The organism is Gracilibacillus sp. D59, assembly GCF_052246695.1.
In the GTDB taxonomy this organism is placed as follows: domain Bacteria; phylum Bacillota; class Bacilli; order Bacillales; family Amphibacillaceae; genus Gracilibacillus.
In genome coordinates this window covers 25,127-42,116 of sequence record NZ_JBQQCK010000002.1, presented here as the reverse complement: position 1 = coordinate 42,116, position 16,990 = coordinate 25,127, and the positions used below count along the sequence as shown (strand labels likewise).

General features: G+C 35.1%; 14 protein-coding genes. 10 read left to right on the top strand and 4 right to left on the bottom strand.

The genetic code is table 11. From position 1 onward, the window contains the following. Positions 1-82: 82 nt before the first annotated feature. The 4 genes from jag to rpmH form a co-directional block, all read right to left on the bottom strand. A complete protein-coding gene (gene jag / locus ACTWP4_RS03555; protein WP_443127396.1) occupies positions 83-733 on the bottom strand; it encodes an RNA-binding cell elongation regulator Jag/EloR in 651 nt (216 codons plus the stop codon). After that, a complete protein-coding gene (gene spoIIIJ / locus ACTWP4_RS03550) occupies positions 733-1,521 on the bottom strand; it encodes a YidC family membrane integrase SpoIIIJ (protein WP_443127395.1) in 789 nt (262 codons plus the stop codon). Before spoIIIJ ends, jag begins: the two co-directional genes overlap by 1 nt. Positions 1,522-1,636: 115 nt before the next feature. Then, entirely contained in the window at positions 1,637-1,978 is a 342-nt protein-coding gene (gene rnpA, locus ACTWP4_RS03545; RefSeq protein ID WP_443127394.1) for a ribonuclease P protein component, read from the bottom strand. A gap of 86 nt (positions 1,979-2,064) precedes the next feature. Then, the gene (rpmH, locus tag ACTWP4_RS03540) at positions 2,065-2,199 is read right to left on the bottom strand and encodes a 50S ribosomal protein L34 (protein ID WP_018933824.1); all 135 of its coding nucleotides are present in this window, start codon (positions 2,197-2,199) and stop codon (positions 2,065-2,067) included. Between the two features lie 601 nt (positions 2,200-2,800). Between rpmH and dnaA the strand changes: the two genes are divergently transcribed. The 10 genes from dnaA to ACTWP4_RS03490 all read left to right on the top strand — a co-directional run bounded on the left by dnaA (position 2,801) and on the right by ACTWP4_RS03490 (position 16,908). Next, complete coding sequence (gene dnaA, locus ACTWP4_RS03535) at positions 2,801-4,153, top strand: chromosomal replication initiator protein DnaA (protein ID WP_443127393.1); 1,353 nt, start codon at positions 2,801-2,803, stop codon at positions 4,151-4,153. Positions 4,154-4,344: 191 nt separating this feature from the next. Beyond that, positions 4,345-5,487, top strand: a complete 1,143-nt coding sequence (gene dnaN, locus ACTWP4_RS03530) for a DNA polymerase III subunit beta (protein WP_443127392.1) — start codon at positions 4,345-4,347, stop codon at positions 5,485-5,487. A 259-nt stretch (positions 5,488-5,746) separates the two neighbouring features. After that, a complete protein-coding gene (yaaA, locus tag ACTWP4_RS03525; protein WP_443127391.1) occupies positions 5,747-5,971 on the top strand; it encodes a S4 domain-containing protein YaaA in 225 nt (74 codons plus the stop codon). 25 nt (positions 5,972-5,996) lie between these two features. After that, a complete protein-coding gene (gene recF / locus ACTWP4_RS03520; protein WP_443127390.1) occupies positions 5,997-7,109 on the top strand; it encodes a DNA replication/repair protein RecF in 1,113 nt (370 codons plus the stop codon). Between the two features lie 14 nt (positions 7,110-7,123). Next, complete coding sequence (gene remB, locus ACTWP4_RS03515; RefSeq protein ID WP_443127389.1) at positions 7,124-7,411, top strand: extracellular matrix regulator RemB; 288 nt, start codon at positions 7,124-7,126, stop codon at positions 7,409-7,411. A gap of 52 nt (positions 7,412-7,463) precedes the next feature. Further along, positions 7,464-9,371 carry a DNA topoisomerase (ATP-hydrolyzing) subunit B gene (gene gyrB / locus ACTWP4_RS03510; protein WP_443127917.1) on the top strand — a complete coding sequence of 636 codons (1,908 nt, stop codon included), beginning with the start codon at positions 7,464-7,466 and terminating at the stop codon, positions 9,369-9,371. A gap of 63 nt (positions 9,372-9,434) precedes the next feature. After that, the gene (gene gyrA, locus ACTWP4_RS03505; RefSeq protein ID WP_443127388.1) at positions 9,435-11,909 is read left to right on the top strand and encodes a DNA gyrase subunit A; all 2,475 of its coding nucleotides are present in this window, start codon (positions 9,435-9,437) and stop codon (positions 11,907-11,909) included. Between the two features lie 23 nt (positions 11,910-11,932). Beyond that, on the top strand, positions 11,933-13,012 hold the full coding sequence (locus ACTWP4_RS03500; protein ID WP_443127916.1) for an HD-GYP domain-containing protein: 1,080 nt from the start codon (positions 11,933-11,935) through the stop codon (positions 13,010-13,012). 940 nt (positions 13,013-13,952) lie between these two features. Further along, entirely contained in the window at positions 13,953-15,425 is a 1,473-nt protein-coding gene (gene guaB, locus ACTWP4_RS03495) for an IMP dehydrogenase (RefSeq protein ID WP_443127387.1), read from the top strand. Between the two features lie 145 nt (positions 15,426-15,570). Further along, positions 15,571-16,908, top strand: coding sequence for a D-alanyl-D-alanine carboxypeptidase family protein (locus tag ACTWP4_RS03490; RefSeq protein ID WP_443127386.1), 1,338 nt, complete (start codon positions 15,571-15,573; stop codon positions 16,906-16,908). Positions 16,909-16,990 lie beyond the last annotated feature (82 nt).

Below are 16,990 nucleotides of genomic sequence, written 5' to 3'. Positions count from 1 at the left end.
AAATTACTACTAGGAGTTTAAGCAATATTTCAACAAAAAAACGAGTAATCGTGGTTGATTACTCGTTTTTAACGGTACATATTTATTTTGGTTTAATGACTACGTAACGGTTTGGGTCTGTTCCCTTTGAATCTGTTTCGACATCTGTTCTTTTTTGTAATACAGTATGAATCACTTTTCGTTCAAATGACGGCATTGGCTCGATTTTTACATCTTTTTTCGTTTTACTAGCTCGATCGGCCAATCTTTCTGCCAATGAAATAAGTGTTTCCTTTCTTCTTTCACGATAACCTTCTGCATCAACAATTACCGTATAATATTTATCAGCAAATTGATGCATCGCTAATTGTGCTAAATATTGCACCGCATTTAAGGTTTGTCCACGTTTTCCAATTAATAACGCGATCTTTTCTCCAGTCAATTGCAGTGTAACAACATTTTGATCTACTTCTGCATCAACTTTTACATCTACCTGAAACTTATTAACAATGTTTTCGACATACTTTTGAATTTTTTCCACCGGATCTTCTTCTGCCTGATCTTCCTCCAATGGAGCTTCTTCCACTTGCGCTACTTTTACAATCGCTGGCTTAGAGCCAAATAAACCTAATAGCCCTTTTTTACCTTCATCAATTACCTCAATCTTCGCCTGGTCCTCTGTGATGTTTAACTGCCTTAACGCTGATTGGACCGCTTCGTCTACAGTTTGTCCAGTAGCAGTTATCTGTCTCACTATTTACTTCCTCCTGCATTCGCCTCATCACGTTTCATCATTGGATTTTTAATTAATAGTGTTTGTAATACCATAAAGATATTACCTACTACCCAATATAGTGCCAATGCTGATGGGAAGAAAATTGCAAACACCCCAATCATAATCGGCATTAAATAAAGCATCATGGTCATTTGAGGCATCATTGTATTTTGTTGACCAGTTGTTCCAGCCATCATTAGCTTTTGTTGTAAATAAGTAAATCCTGCTGTAAGAACTGGCAAGATATAATAAGGATCTGGTGATTCCAACTGGAACCATAAAAATTGGTGACCATCAAGTGCCTCTGTCCGCATAATTGCATGATAAAAGGCAATCAAAATCGGCATCTGCACGATAATTGGTAAACAACCTGCTAATGGATTGACACCATTTTTCTGAAACAACTCCATTGTTTCCTGTTGTAACTTTTGCTGTGTTTGTTGATCTTTAGAACTGTACTTTTCTCTGATTTCCTTTAATTCCGGTTGAATTTGTTGCATTGCTTTCGAACTCTTCAATTGTTTAACGTTTAGCGGGAGTAGTATTAACCTGATTAGAAGAGTGACCAGAACAATAGAAAGTCCATAGCCATATTCCGCATGAAAAAATTCTGCAACACGTACAATTAACCATGATAATGGATAGACAAAATATTTATTCCATATCCCTTCACTTTCTGGAGTGATATCTTGATCAATTTCGGTACAGCCAGATAGTAATACCATCACTCCAACTAAACTCAATAATATTAGGAGCTTCTTACGCATCGTTATCCTCCTTAATTCCTACACATTCACGTTGTTTATAGTATCTCATTTTACCATTACCAGCTATAAACAAGCTAGCCATAATGGAATAAAAAGATGATTATTAACAAAAAGTTCATTTATTTATTAAAATCTTTGTTTTATAAAGTAAATGATTAACACTCTTTTTTATCTCATGATAATCCATTTCTTTCGTTGGTTGTCTTGCAATAATAATTATATCATACTCATTTTTTATATTTGTATCTAATTCAAGAAAAGCTTGTCTAATATAGCGCTTTACTTGGTTGCGTACTACAGCATTACCTATTTTTTTACTTACAGATAATCCAACCCGATAATGTTGTTGATCTTTTTGCAAATAATAAATAACTAGTTGTCGATTAGCAAAAGAAGCGCCCTTCTTAAAAACCTCTTGAAATTCACTATTTTTTTTAATTCGCCATGCTTTCTTCATTTCTAGTGCGCCTCCATTAAAGAAAACAATACTTCTAATTAAAGTTGTGCCGTACATGGAAAAAGACCACTGAGTGTATCAGTGGCCTATGCAGACAATACTTTTCTACCCTTCTTGCGACGACGAGCAAGTACTTTACGTCCATTTTTTGTGCTCATACGCGCACGAAATCCATGAACTTTTTTACGTTTACGGTTATTTGGTTGAAATGTTCGTTTCATTTATATGCACCTCCCTGAGGAAATTAAAAATCAAAATCGATTTAGACAGTCTTACTCATTATACTTATAAATCATTTCTCATGTCAATGCCTAGTCCTCAAAAACTTAAACTCTCATAGATATTTCCTTGTTTCCTACATTCTATATTACACAAATTTCAAATCAAATTCATACTCGTCCTGTAATATAACACCTTTTCGGTGAAGCTGTTCTATTACAGAAGCGTGTGGATAAGTGAAAATGACATAACTGACTATATCTACTTTTTATCGACAAATTACTCACAAAATAAGAACATGTGTAAAGAAAATAGTCACAATTTGTCTAAGTTGTGGATAAGTAGAGAGAAAACATTGCATTATTCGGGTTTATTTGATATCATATTTGTGTTTTAGTTTGTGAATAAAATTATTAACACATATGCTTATCCACAGTTTGTGGATATTGTGTGGACAAAAGTTCACAACTTGTATATTAGTTTATACACAACAATGTGGAAAACTTAATTTTTAGGTTTTCCGCTTTTTTGTCAGTGTGTATCTATCCACAAGTTATTATTCAAGTTTACTTCCTAGTTTTGCCTAATGAAAGGAGGGTTTTCGTGGAAAATATCGAAGATTTATGGAGAAACACTTTAGAGTTAATCAAAGATAAAGTAAGTAAACCAAGTTATGATACCTGGCTAAAAAATACTTCTGTTGATCAATTAAAAGAAGATACTGTGATTATCTCTGCCCCAAATGAATTTACAAGAGATTGGCTTGAATCTAGATATACAATGATTATTTCAGATGCGTTATATGAGCTTACAGGTGCAAAATTAGCTGTAAAATTTGTCATTCCTGAAAGTACAGATGAAACAACAGAAGAATTCACTCAAATGAAGAAGAAAAAAACGGTCCCGACACAAAACAGTGAAACATCACCTAAATCCATGTTAAATGACAAATATACATTTGAAACATTTGTCATTGGTTCTGGTAACAGGTTTGCTCATGCAGCATCATTAGCAGTTGCTGAAGCTCCAGCTAAGGCATATAATCCTTTATTTATTTATGGTGGTGTTGGACTCGGAAAAACACACTTAATGCATGCGATTGGACATTATGTATTAGATCATAATCCAACAGCGAAAGTAGTGTATCTTTCTTCAGAAAAGTTTACAAATGAATTCATTAATTCGATTCGTGACAATAAAGCCGTCAATTTTCGGAATAAATATCGGAATGTTGATGTCCTATTAATTGATGATATTCAGTTCTTGGCAGGAAAAGAACAAACTCAAGAAGAATTTTTTCACACGTTTAATACATTGCATGAAGAAAATAAGCAAATTATTATTTCTAGTGATAGACCGCCTAAGGAAATTCCTACATTGGAAGATCGGTTACGTTCTCGCTTTGAATGGGGACTTATCACGGACATCACTCCTCCCGATTTGGAGACAAGAATTGCTATACTTAGAAAAAAAGCAAAAGCAGAAGGTTTAGATATACCTAATGAAGTGATGCTTTATATTGCAAATCAAATCGATACGAACATTAGAGAATTAGAAGGGGCATTAATACGAGTGGTTGCCTATTCGTCCCTTATTAACCAGGATATTGATGCATCATTAGCAGCTGAAGCACTAAAAGATATTATCCCTTCTTCCAGACCAAAAGTAATCACTATACAGCATATACAAGAAGAAGTTGGCAAGCGGTATAATGTAAAATTAGAAGAATTCACTGCTAAAAAACGTACTAAATCCATTGCGTTCCCAAGGCAAATTGCCATGTATTTATCTAGAGAACTAACGGATTTTTCCTTACCTAAAATAGGGGAAGAATTTGGTGGAAGAGATCACACAACAGTTATTCACGCACATGAAAAAATCTCGAAATTATTGGGGACGGATGAGTTATTAAATAAAGAGATTGAAGAAATAAAAGAACAATTAAAATCGATGTAACTTAAATTCAGGCTGTGCAATTCTTGTGAATATTGTGGATAAGTAAACCATACATGCAAACAAGTTATTCACATCTGGATAACTTATAAAAAACAAAGAAATTGGAGTTATCCACATAATCACAGCCCCTATTACTATTATTACGGTATTATATTAATAATAAATAAATATATTCCTCAAGGAGGATTAGAATGAAAATTGTAATAAACAGAGACAAATTAATGGAAAGTATTCAACATGTAACAAAAGCTATTTCATCGAAAACAGCGATTCCTATTTTGGCAGGATTAAAAATTCAAGCGACACATAACGGTATAACATTAACTGGGAGTAACTCCGATATTACAATTGAATCTTTTATTCCAGTAGAAGAAGAAGGAATTCAATTTATTGATGAACTGGAACAAGGAGAAATAATTGCTCATGCCAAGTATTTTCCAGAAATCATAAGAAAATTACCTTCACAAACAGTACAAATAGAAGTAGATGAACAATTACAAATTACAATACAATCTGGCCATGCTGAATTCCATTTGAATGGGCAAGATGCAGAAGAATATCCACAAATATCCCAAATTCAAACAGAGACACAGTTTGAATTACCAATCAATCTATTAAAAAATATGATTAAACAAACAGTATTTGCGGTATCAACTTCTGAAACACGTCCAATACTAACTGGGGTTAACCTAAAGGTGGCAGATGATCAACTTCACTTTATCGCAACGGATAGTCACCGTTTAGCAGCAAGTAAACTACCGTTACAAGATGTAATTAATAATTTTCCGTTTGATCAAGTAGTTATTCCAGGAAAGAGTTTAAACGAATTAAGTAAAATCCTTGATGATACAGAAGACAAAATTCAAATCAGTATTAGTGAAAATCAAATTGCATTCCAAAACAATCACTTATACTTTTTATCTCGTTTATTGGACGGAAAATATCCAGAAACATCACGTTTAATTCCAGAAGAAAGCAAAACAGTGATTCTTGCTGATACGAAAACACTTTTACAAGCAGTCGATCGTGCATCATTACTAGCAAAAGATAATCATAATAACGTTATTCGCCTTCAAACCAAAGAGCAGGAAATTGTTGAAATTTCGAGTAATTCACCGGAAATCGGGAAAGTAGAAGAAGAAATTACCGTAGCTAAAATGGATGGTGAAGAGTTAAAAATATCATTCAGTTCAAAATATATGATCGATGCATTAAAGATAATGGAAACAGAACAAGTGAAAATAGAATTTACTGGAGCAATGCGACCATTCATTATCAAACCAACCGATCACGACCAAATCTTGCAACTAATTTTACCAGTAAGAACATTTTAGATGGAAAAGGGGAACAATAAGTCATTGTTCCTCTTTTTATTTGGAGTGAATCTTTGTAAAATAAGGGAAAAATTAACATAATACTATAAAGTGCTATAGTAAGCTTATCAAGGTACTGACGAACTACCTTGGCTGATTTTACTTGTATAATAAAAATAATTAGCATGTTTCCTTTTATATTTATCAAATGTTTAGTAAAATAGATAGAAGGGCTATACTAATAACCAATATCTTTCTTAATATAAAAGTAGGTGAAACGATGGAAGAAAAAATTGAAATTTCAACAGATTATATCCCTTTAGGACAGTTTTTGAAATTAGCCAATATACTTGAATCAGGTGGTATGATTAAAGTTTTTTTACAAGAAAATGGTGTCTATGTAAACAACGAATTAGAGACACGTCGCGGTAAAAAACTTTATCCTGGGGATACAGTCTATGTAGAAGATGTTGGTACGTTCGTGGTAACAAAAAGTGCTGAATAAAGGTTAATTTCGGAAGGAAATTCGAATGTATATACAACAATTAAGTTTAACAAATTATCGAAACTATGATCATTTATCTGTTCAGTTCGATGATAAAGTAAACGTAATAATTGGAGAAAATGCACAGGGCAAAACAAACTTAATGGAAGCTATATATGTGTTAGGATTCTCCAAATCACATCGTACGACAAAAGATAAAGAATTAATCCAATGGGAGCAAAATTATGCTAAAATAGAAGGTAGTGTATTTAAAAGGAATCAACAGTTTCCCCTGGAAATACAATTCACCAATAAAGGTAAAAAGGCTAAATTAAACCATTTAGAACAAAAACGTCTTAGTGATTATATAGGCGCCTTAAACATTGTTATGTTTGCACCAGAAGATTTAAACCTTGTCAAAGGGAGCCCTCAAATTAGAAGACGTTTTATTGATATGGAAATAGGCCAAATTCAACCAATCTATATCTATCACCTTGGACAATATGTCAAAATTTTAAAACAACGAAATCATTTATTGAAGCAACTTCAAAAGCGTAAATCAAATGATCTCACTATGCTACGTGTACTGACAGATCAAATGATCGAACATGCTGCTATTATTTTAGAAAAACGTTTTATGTTCATGAAACGATTACGTGAGTGGGCAAATGAGATACATAGAGGAATTAGCAGAGGGATTGAAGATTTGGATCTGCAATATGCTCCTACTATCGATGTATCAGAGGAAGACAAAAAGGAAAAAATAGTAACAGTTCTAACAGAATCATTTGAGAGATTAGAAACGAAAGAAGTAGAACGTGGCACGACCTTGATAGGTCCGCATAGAGATGATTTGATCTTTCATGTTAATGGAAAAAATGTCCAAACTTTTGGTTCACAAGGACAACAAAGAACAACTGCGCTATCTTTGAAACTTGCAGAAATAGAACTTATATATCAGGAAATTAATGATTATCCTATTTTACTTTTAGATGATGTCCTAAGTGAGTTAGATGATTTTAGACAATCCCATTTATTAGATACGATTGAAGGTAAAGTACAAACCTTTGTCTCAACGACCAGTGTTGATGGTATTCATCATCAAACACTGAAGAAGGCAGAGATTTTTAGAATAGATCAAGGAAAAATAATCGAGTAAAAAGTAGGGATATTATGTTTATTCACATTGGGGATGACCATGTTATTCAGTCTAAAGATGTGATAGGAATAATTGATTATAGTTTAGTAACTTCCTCTACGATAAATGAGGAAATGCTGAAAGAGATGAAACAGAAACAACAAGTCGTTGTGACAGATGAAGAAGAAACGAAGGCAGTCGTCATAACTCCACAGAAAGTATATTATAGCCCACTATCAGTCTTAACGTTAAAGAAAAGAGCCAGTATGATTTCTACAATTAGCAAATTAGAGGATTATTCTGAAAACGGTGATGAAGAATAAAGATTATCAATGAGAGAGAATGTAGGTGATTGAATTGACAATGGAAGAAAATATGCCAATGGAACAAGCCTATGATGCCGATCAAATTCAAGTATTAGAAGGCTTAGAAGCAGTACGGAAAAGACCAGGTATGTACATTGGATCAACTAATGAAAAAGGACTTCATCATTTAGTCTGGGAGATTGTCGATAACAGTATTGATGAAGCTTTAGCTGGTCATTGTGACCATATTCAGGTTTTTATTGAAGAAGATAATAGTATAACGGTAATAGATAATGGTCGTGGAATCCCAGTCAGTACACATGAGAAAACAGGTCGCCCCGCAGTAGAAACAATTATGACAGTTCTACATGCTGGTGGTAAATTTGGTGGTGGCGGTTATAAAGTTTCAGGTGGTCTGCATGGTGTTGGGGCTTCTGTTGTAAATGCTTTATCCACTGAATTAGAAGTACATGTTCATCGTGATGGGAAATTGTATCATATCAGCTTTTCTCGCGGTAAGCTGAACAAAGACTTAGAAGTTATTGGAGATACAGATATTACGGGCACAAGAACCCGTTTTAAACCAGATCCAGAAATATTTACAGAATCTACCGTTTATCAATACGAAATATTAGCAACAAGATTACGTGAATTAGCCTTCTTAAATAAAGGGTTAAGCATTTCTATTAAAGATAATAGAGATGATAGTGAACAGGAAACTTTTTATTATGAAGGTGGAATCGGATCTTATGTAGAACACTTAAACCGTTCAAAAGAAGTATTGCATGAGCCGTTTTATGCAGAAAAAGAAGAAGATAATATTCAAGTTGAAGTCGCATTACAATACAATGATGGCTTTGCAAGCAATATATATTCGTTTGCTAATAATATTAGTACCCATGAAGGTGGAACGCATGAATCAGGCTTTAAGACCGGTCTAACTCGTGTTATTAATGACTATGCGCGGAAGAATAATTTATTCAAAGAAAATGACCCGAATTTAACTGGTGATGATGTTAGAGAAGGTTTAACAGCGATTATATCGATAAAACACCCAGACCCACAATTTGAGGGACAAACGAAGACGAAATTAGGGAACAGTGAAGCAAGAACTATTACTGACTCTGCTTTTAGTGAGCTTTTTTCGAAGTTTCTATTTGAACATCCAAATACAGCAAAAATTATTGTGGATAAAGGGTTAATGGCTTCACGTGCGAGAATGGCTGCGAAAAAGGCAAGAGAATTAACAAGACGTAAAGGTGCGTTGGAAGTTTCCAATCTACCAGGTAAATTAGCCGATTGTTCGTCACGAGATGCGACTATCAGTGAACTGTATATTGTAGAGGGGGACTCAGCAGGTGGTTCTGCCAAGCAAGGACGGGATCGTCATTTCCAAGCGATCCTACCATTGAGGGGTAAAATACTGAATGTCGAGAAAGCGAGATTAGACAGGATTTTATCTAACAATGAGATCCGTACTATTATTACAGCACTTGGTACTGGAATCGGTGAAGAATTTGATATTTCGAAAGCTCGTTACCATAAAATCGTCATTATGACGGATGCCGATGTTGACGGTGCCCATATTAGAACCTTATTATTAACCTTTTTCTTCCGATTCATGAGACCTTTGATTGATTATGGTTATGTATATATTGCACAACCACCTCTTTATCAAATTAAGCAAGGTAAAGCTGTCCATTACACTTATTCAGATAAAGAGCTAGATGAATTATTAGCAGAATTACCAAAACAGCCAAAACCAGGCTTACAACGTTACAAAGGTTTAGGAGAAATGAATGCAACACAGCTGTGGGAAACAACGATGGATCCTGATGGACGTACATTGTTGCAAGTTAGTTTAGAAGATGCAATGGAAGCAGATCAAATTTTTGACATGCTTATGGGTGACAAAGTAGAACCACGCCGTAATTTCATTCAAGATAATGCGGTATATGTTAAGAATTTGGATATCTAATCCACGATTGTTCAGAATAGCAATTTTCACGTCTTCCTGCAGTGAAATAGGAGGTAATCAAATATGGTGGATCAAAACCGTCCACAAGTTCAAGAAATTAATATAGGGCAAGAAATGAGAACATCTTTTTTAGATTATGCAATGAGTGTTATTGTATCGCGTGCTTTACCTGATGTCAGAGATGGGATGAAACCTGTTCATCGTCGAATATTATATGCGTTAAATGATCAGGGTATGCATGCAGATAAAGCATATAAAAAATCAGCTCGTATTGTTGGGGATGTTATCGGTAAGTATCACCCACACGGTGACTCTGCTGTCTATGAAGCAATGGTAAGGATGGCACAAGACTTCAGTTATCGTTACATGCTTGTAGATGGCCATGGAAACTTTGGTTCAGTAGATGGTGACCCTCCAGCAGCGATGCGTTATACAGAGGCAAGAATGTCTAAGATTTCCATGGAAATGTTACGAGACATTAATAAAGATACTATTGATTACACGGATAACTATGATGGTTCAGAAAGAGAACCTGTAGTGTTACCTGCTAAATTCCCTAATCTATTAGTTAATGGTGCTTCAGGTATTGCAGTAGGGATGGCAACCAATATCCCACCACATCATTTAGGTGAAACAATTGATGCGATCTTAGCCATTAGTCAGAATCCTGAAATTTCCATTAGTGAGTTGATGGAAGAATATATTTATGGCCCTGATTTTCCGACAGCTGGTCAAATTCTGGGACGAAGCGGTATTAGAAGAGCTTTTGAAACCGGAAAAGGATCGATTACGATTCGTTCTAAAACGGAGATAGAAGAGCAAGCGAATGGTAAATCAAGAATCCTTGTTTCGGAACTTCCATACCAAGTGAATAAAGCCAAGTTAATCGAAAAAATTGCCGATTTAGCAAGAGATAAACGTATAGAAGGTATTACTGATTTACGTGATGAATCAGACCGTAATGGTATGCGTATCGTTATTGAACTACGTCGAGATGCGAATCCAAACGTAGTGTTAAATAACTTATATAAACAGACATCTTTACAAACGTCTTTCGGTATCAATATGCTTGCTTTAGTCGATGGACAGCCGAAAGTATTAAATTTAAAGCAATGTCTGGAATATTATTTAGAGCATCAAAAAGAAATTATTACGAGAAGAACGCAATATGATTTAAATAAAGCTGAAGCACGTGCACACATCCTCGAAGGTTTACGGATTGCACTTGATCATATTGATCAGATTATTACTTTAATTCGCCAATCCAACACAACTGATATTGCTCGTGATGGCTTAATGAATCAATTTAATCTTTCTGAAAAGCAGGCTCAAGCTATTTTAGATATGCGTTTACAGCGTTTAACTGGTTTAGAACGTGAAAAGATTGAAGATGAATATAGTCAGATAATGGACTTAATTAAAGAATTGAAGGAAATCTTGGCGAATGAAGAGAAAATTCTCGAAATCATTCGTGAAGAATTATTAGAAATTAAAGAGAAGTATAGTGACGAAAGGAGAACAGAGATTGTAACAGGTGGAATAGATCTGATTGAAGATGAAGACTTAATCCCTGAAGAAAGCATTGTTATTACCCTGACACACAGAGGTTATATTAAACGTCTACCTGCTTCTACATACCGGGCACAAAGACGTGGCGGTCGTGGAGTACAGGGAATGGGTACAAATGACGATGACTTTGTGGAACATTTAGTCTCTTGTTCGACGCATGATACAGTACTCTTTTTCTCTAATAAAGGAAAGGTATACCGTTCGAAAGGGTATGAAGTTCCTGAATTTAATCGTACAGCAAAGGGTATACCGATTATCAACTTGTTAGAAGTGGAACAAGGTGAATGGATTAATGCCGTTATTACTGTTAGTGAGTATAAGGAAGACTGGTATTTATTCTTTACCACCAAATTTGGTGTGTCTAAAAGAACATCGCTTCCTCAATTTGCAAACATCCGTAAAGGTGGCTTGATTGCACTAAACTTACGGGAAGGTGATGAATTAATCTCTGTTCGTTTAACCGACGGTAATAAAGATATGTTAATCGGTACTAAAAATGGCTATGTGATTCGATTTGAAGAAAGTCAAATCCGTTCCATGGGTAGAACAGCTGCAGGTGTGAAGGGTATTTCATTACGTGAAGACGATGAGGTCGTTTCAATGGAAATTCTTGAGGAAGATCAGTATGTACTGAACGTAACAGAGAATGGCTATGGAAAACGAACACCTGTTGAAGAATATCGTAGAACAAATCGTGGTGGTAAAGGGATATTTACAGCTAATATTACCGAAAAAACCGGCAGAGTCGTAGCGGTGAAAAATGTAACGGATGAAGAAGATATTATGATCATGACGGTTTCTGGTGTCTTAATTCGAATGCAAGTAGAGGGAATCTCAACAACAGGTAGGAACACACAAGGGGTTCGACTGATTCGTTTACAGGAAGAAGAAAAAGTTGCTACAGTAGCAAAGGTAGATCGTGAAGAAGAAATAATTGAAGAGGATAATGAAGAAGATGTAGAAAAATAGTAAAGGGTGTGATCCGGTTGCAGGTGCATCCACAACAATTAATACCTGGGTGTATTGTTACCAAGCGAGTTTCTGGGAAAACTAAACATCCAATTATTGATAAACATACAGTCATTACGGAAGAACATATTGAAGTCTTAAAACACTTTAATATTGATTCTGTAGAGGTCTCTGAAAAATTAGCCTCGGGAAGTCTTTTTACTCCTAAAAAAGTTACTGAGCATACTTCGCAACAAAAAGTACAAAGGAAGTCCCCAGCTTCCTTTGAAACTTTATACACTAATGCTGTCTCGGGTTATAAAGAAATGTTTCAAAAGTGGCAAGGTGGAAGCCCGATTGATATTTATCAAGTACGAAAAATGATGATGCCATTATTTGATTATGTAAAAGATATTAGTTTGGATTTATTTTTATTGCATAAATTTGCTTCTAAGGAAGACTATTTCTATCATCATGGAGTATCAATTGCATTATTATCAGCACATCTTGCTAAGAAACTTGGATATCAAAAAGATTGGATACAGGTTGGTATTGCAGCTATATTAGCGGATAGCGGGATGGCAAAGCTAAGTGAAAATTGGCTCATGAAAGAATCAAGGTTAACGATAGCAGAATATGAAGAAATAAAGAAACATCCCACGTTATCCTATCGAATGGTAGAAGAAATTCCATATGTAACAAGGGATATGAAACTAGCGATATTACAACATCACGAAAGAATTGATGGTAGTGGGTATCCGATTGGCTCTAAAGATGAGAAGATCCATCCTTTTGCTAAGATTATTGCGGTTAGTGATACCTATCATGCTATGACTTCAGAGCGAGTTTATCGCAGAAAGCAATCACCTTTTAAGGTGATTGAAGAAATGCTGAAATTGAAGTATCAAAAGTTTGATTATCCTGTATTACAAAAATTCATTGATACATTGATGAATTACACAATTGGTACCCGTGTTATGCTTTCCACTGGTAAAGAAGCATATATTATTTTTGTGGATTCTAATCGACCAACAAGGCCAATGGTAAGGTTAATGGATAGCGATGAAATAATTAAACTAGACGAAAAACAAGCAATTTTTATCGAAAAAATCATCACAGACTAGAACAGGTGACCATGACGGTTGCCTGTTTTTTTATAAAGATAAGAAATTTGCGCTTTAAAGCATATAAAAGTTGGTATCCTATTCACGTTTGAAACCTCGCTGCGGCCTGAGCGTTTCGCTTTCCAAGGGCATGCACTTCCCTTAGGAGACGACACTATAACATTTGTTGAACGGACATTTAGTGCGTTATTTGATAGGAAAACTCCCATTTTGCGATGTTGGCGGACATTTATTCCCTTATTTAGTGTCTTTTAGTGGAAATTAGCTTTATTTTAGATGGATAGCGGAATAGATGTCCTTGAACACCATAAATACGGCATTTTTGTCACAAATAGCGGAAAAAATGTCCGTCACAGCCCCTCTCTTAGAAAAGAACAATTCTTCAACAGCGTTTTTTGCAGTTTGTGTTTTTTAGTGTATCGATGGTTTATTTGAACCAGTGCGTTGGGACTTAGCTATTCAAGTACTTTAATTTTTTAGAAAACAATAAAATACATAAAACTCGAAATAACCTGCTTTCTTCCATGCCGAAAAGTTACTTGGTAAAGTGGTTTTATTTATCAAGTTAGCTCAAAGCCTAAGCCCAATGGAAGGATGCTTCACTTTTCTAACTTTTCACTAGTGTGCAGTTTATCTACTTCGAACTTTTCCATAATAAGTGATGAGAGATGTTATTTAAATCGATCGTTTTACTTCTATCAACTTTGTAAAAAAAATTTACATATTGTAACCTCTTACATTATTGATTTAATCATGTCGCCTATTTCAGCTTATGGAATAATGAAAAAAAAAGGTTGAAAAACCCTGTCACATATCGTATTGTAATTAACAATAGTTAAGGATACAACCCTCAAAAAATAGTTGAAACTCTAGTGATAGAGAGCTTTATTTCCCATCCATTATTTCACAATATACACAAAAAATTTAAGGAGGTTCACCAATGAGAACAGATAAATTTAGTAAAGAAGGTTTAACGTTTGATGATGTGTTATTATTACCAGCGGAATCTAATGTACTTCCTCGAGATGTATCAATTAAGACAAAACTATCAGAAAATATCACACTTAATATTCCATTTATAAGTGCTGGCATGGATACTGTAACAGAAGCGAAATTAGCTATATCAATTGCCAGACAAGGTGGAATCGGCATAATTCATAAAAATATGTCCATCGAAGAACAAGCAGAACAAGTGGATCGAGTGAAACGTTCTGAAAGTGGAGTTATTTCGAATCCTTTTTTCTTATTGCCTGATCATCAAGTGTTTGATGCAGAACATTTAATGGGTAAGTTCCGTATTTCTGGTGTACCTATTGTAAATAATGAGGAAGAACAAAAATTAGTAGGGATTTTAACAAACCGTGACTTACGGTTTATTGAGGATTATTCCATTAAAATTGCTGATGTGATGACTAGTGAAAACTTAGTAACAGCACCAGTTGGTACAACCTTACAAGAAGCAAGTGAAATCTTACAAGAACATAAAATTGAAAAACTACCTCTAGTCGATAGTAATAATGTATTAAAAGGACTTATTACAATCAAAGATATAGAAAAAGTAATAGAGTTCCCTCATTCTGCTAAGGACAAGCAGGGGCGCTTATTAGCTGGTGCTGCTGTTGGTGTGACCGCAGATTCGATGACACGTATTGATAAACTAGTAGATGCAGGCGTGGATATATTAGTTATTGATACGGCACATGGACACTCTCAAGGTGTTATTGAACAAGTTAAACGAGTACGAAATAAATATCCTGATATTGATATTATTGCCGGAAATGTCGCAACTGCTGAAGCGACAAGAGCACTTATTGAAGCAGGAGCGAATATTATCAAAGTAGGTATTGGTCCTGGTTCTATCTGTACTACTAGAGTAGTAGCAGGAGTTGGAGTACCTCAAATAACAGCAGTTAATGATTGTGCAACGGAAGCACAGAAGTACAATATTCCTGTTATTGCTGATGGTGGTATTAAATATTCAGGTGATATTACCAAGGCAATCGCAGCTGGAGCGCATGCAGTAATGTTAGGTAGCTTGTTTGCAGGGGTAACAGAAAGTCCAGGAGAAACAGAAATATTCCAAGGTAGAAGATATAAAGTATACCGTGGTATGGGATCTGTTACTTCCATGAAATCTGGATCTAATGATCGATATTTCCAGGATTCACAAGATGCTAAAAAATTGGTACCAGAAGGCATTGAAGGGCGTGTAGCCTATAAAGGACCATTAGCAGATACGGTTCATCAATTGATTGGTGGTCTCAGATCTGGAATGGGTTACTGTGGATCAGCTGATATTGAAGCATTACGAAACGATGCCAGATTTATACGGATGACAGGGGCGGGACTGCGTGAAAGTCACCCACATGATGTTCAGATTACGAAAGAATCACCAAACTATTCCTTATCATAAATTGAATATAGTAAAAAGGATAGAGGAAAACTTGGGTAATCCAAGTTTTCTTTTTCCACGTCTATAGTTATATAGCGTTATTTTCTATTTGAAGTAGTTATGGTAAAATTGTTTCGTTGCAAAAAAATAGTCGGGGGTAGTAGAAGTGAAAGATGTAATGAAAAAAATAAGTATTTTGGTAGTGGTTGCATTATTAATGATCACTACATTTTCTATGAATAGTTTAACAGTACAAGCAGCAGAGACTTTAGATGTCGAGGCAGAATCGGCGATTATAGTCGATGCTAACACAGGTAAAATTTTATATGAGAAGCAATCTGATTTAAAGTTACCTCCAGCTAGTATGACGAAAATGATGACAGAATACCTTGTTCTAGAAGCCATTAATGAAGGTCAAATCAGCTGGGATACAACTACTCAAATTGGAGATTACGCTTATTGGTTATCAGCAAACCCAGGTTTTTCAGGGATTGGTTTAATACAAGATAAAAACTACACTGTTCGTCAATTATATGAGGGAATGGCGATAATTTCTGATAACGCTACTACTGTTGCACTTGCAGAGTTAATAGCGGGGTCAGAAGGTGAATTTGTAAAAATGATGAATGAAAAAGCGGAAGAGCTGGGCTTACCGGAATATAAATTTGTCAATTCTACTGGTTTATCGAATGTAGATTTAGGTGAAAACTATCCAGAAGGAACAGATCCAAACGCAGATAACTTATTATCTGCACGTTCCGCAGCATTATTAGCGTATCATTTGGTTAATGATTATCCTGAAGCTTTAGAATATTCGAGTACGTTGTTATCTGAACTAGATGGCAGACCGTTACAAAATCTAAATTGGATGTTGCCATGGGAAGATAATAATTTTACACAATATAGATATGAAGGGGTAGACGGATTAAAAACAGGCCATACAGATGAAGCGGGTTATTGTTTTACCGGAACTGCCAAGCAAGGTGATCGCCGTATTATTACGGTTGTCATGAAAACAGACTCTAAAGCAAAGCGATTTAATGAAACCAAAAAGCTAATGGAATACGGCTTCTCACAATTTGAAACAACAGAATTATTTCCAGCTGGCTATCAATTAAAGAAAGAATCTATTTTACCTGTTTCTAAAGGGAAAGAGGAAGAAGTAGAATTTGAAACCGCAGAACCGATAGAAACGATGATAAAAGCTGGAGAAAAAGATTTATACAGTATCAAATATGAGATCGATGAAGAAAAGCTTACGAAAGATGGTACATTAGAAGCACCAATTAAAGCTGGGGAAAAAGTAGGGGAAGCGATCCTTCAATATAATGGTGATATAGATTACGGATATATTAATGGTGAAAGTGGTCAACGTGTAGATTTAGTAACTACAAATGCAGTAGAGAAATTAAATTGGTTCATGTTAACACTTGGTGCTATCGGTGACTTTTTCTCCAATGTATTTACTACGGTTGTAGATTTCTTTAAAGGGCTATTTAGCTAAGCTAAAACTACTGCCGCAGTTGGCATTTGTTAAATATTTGTTATATAATGAAAGAGGAATGATAACCGATCGTTAACAGTTT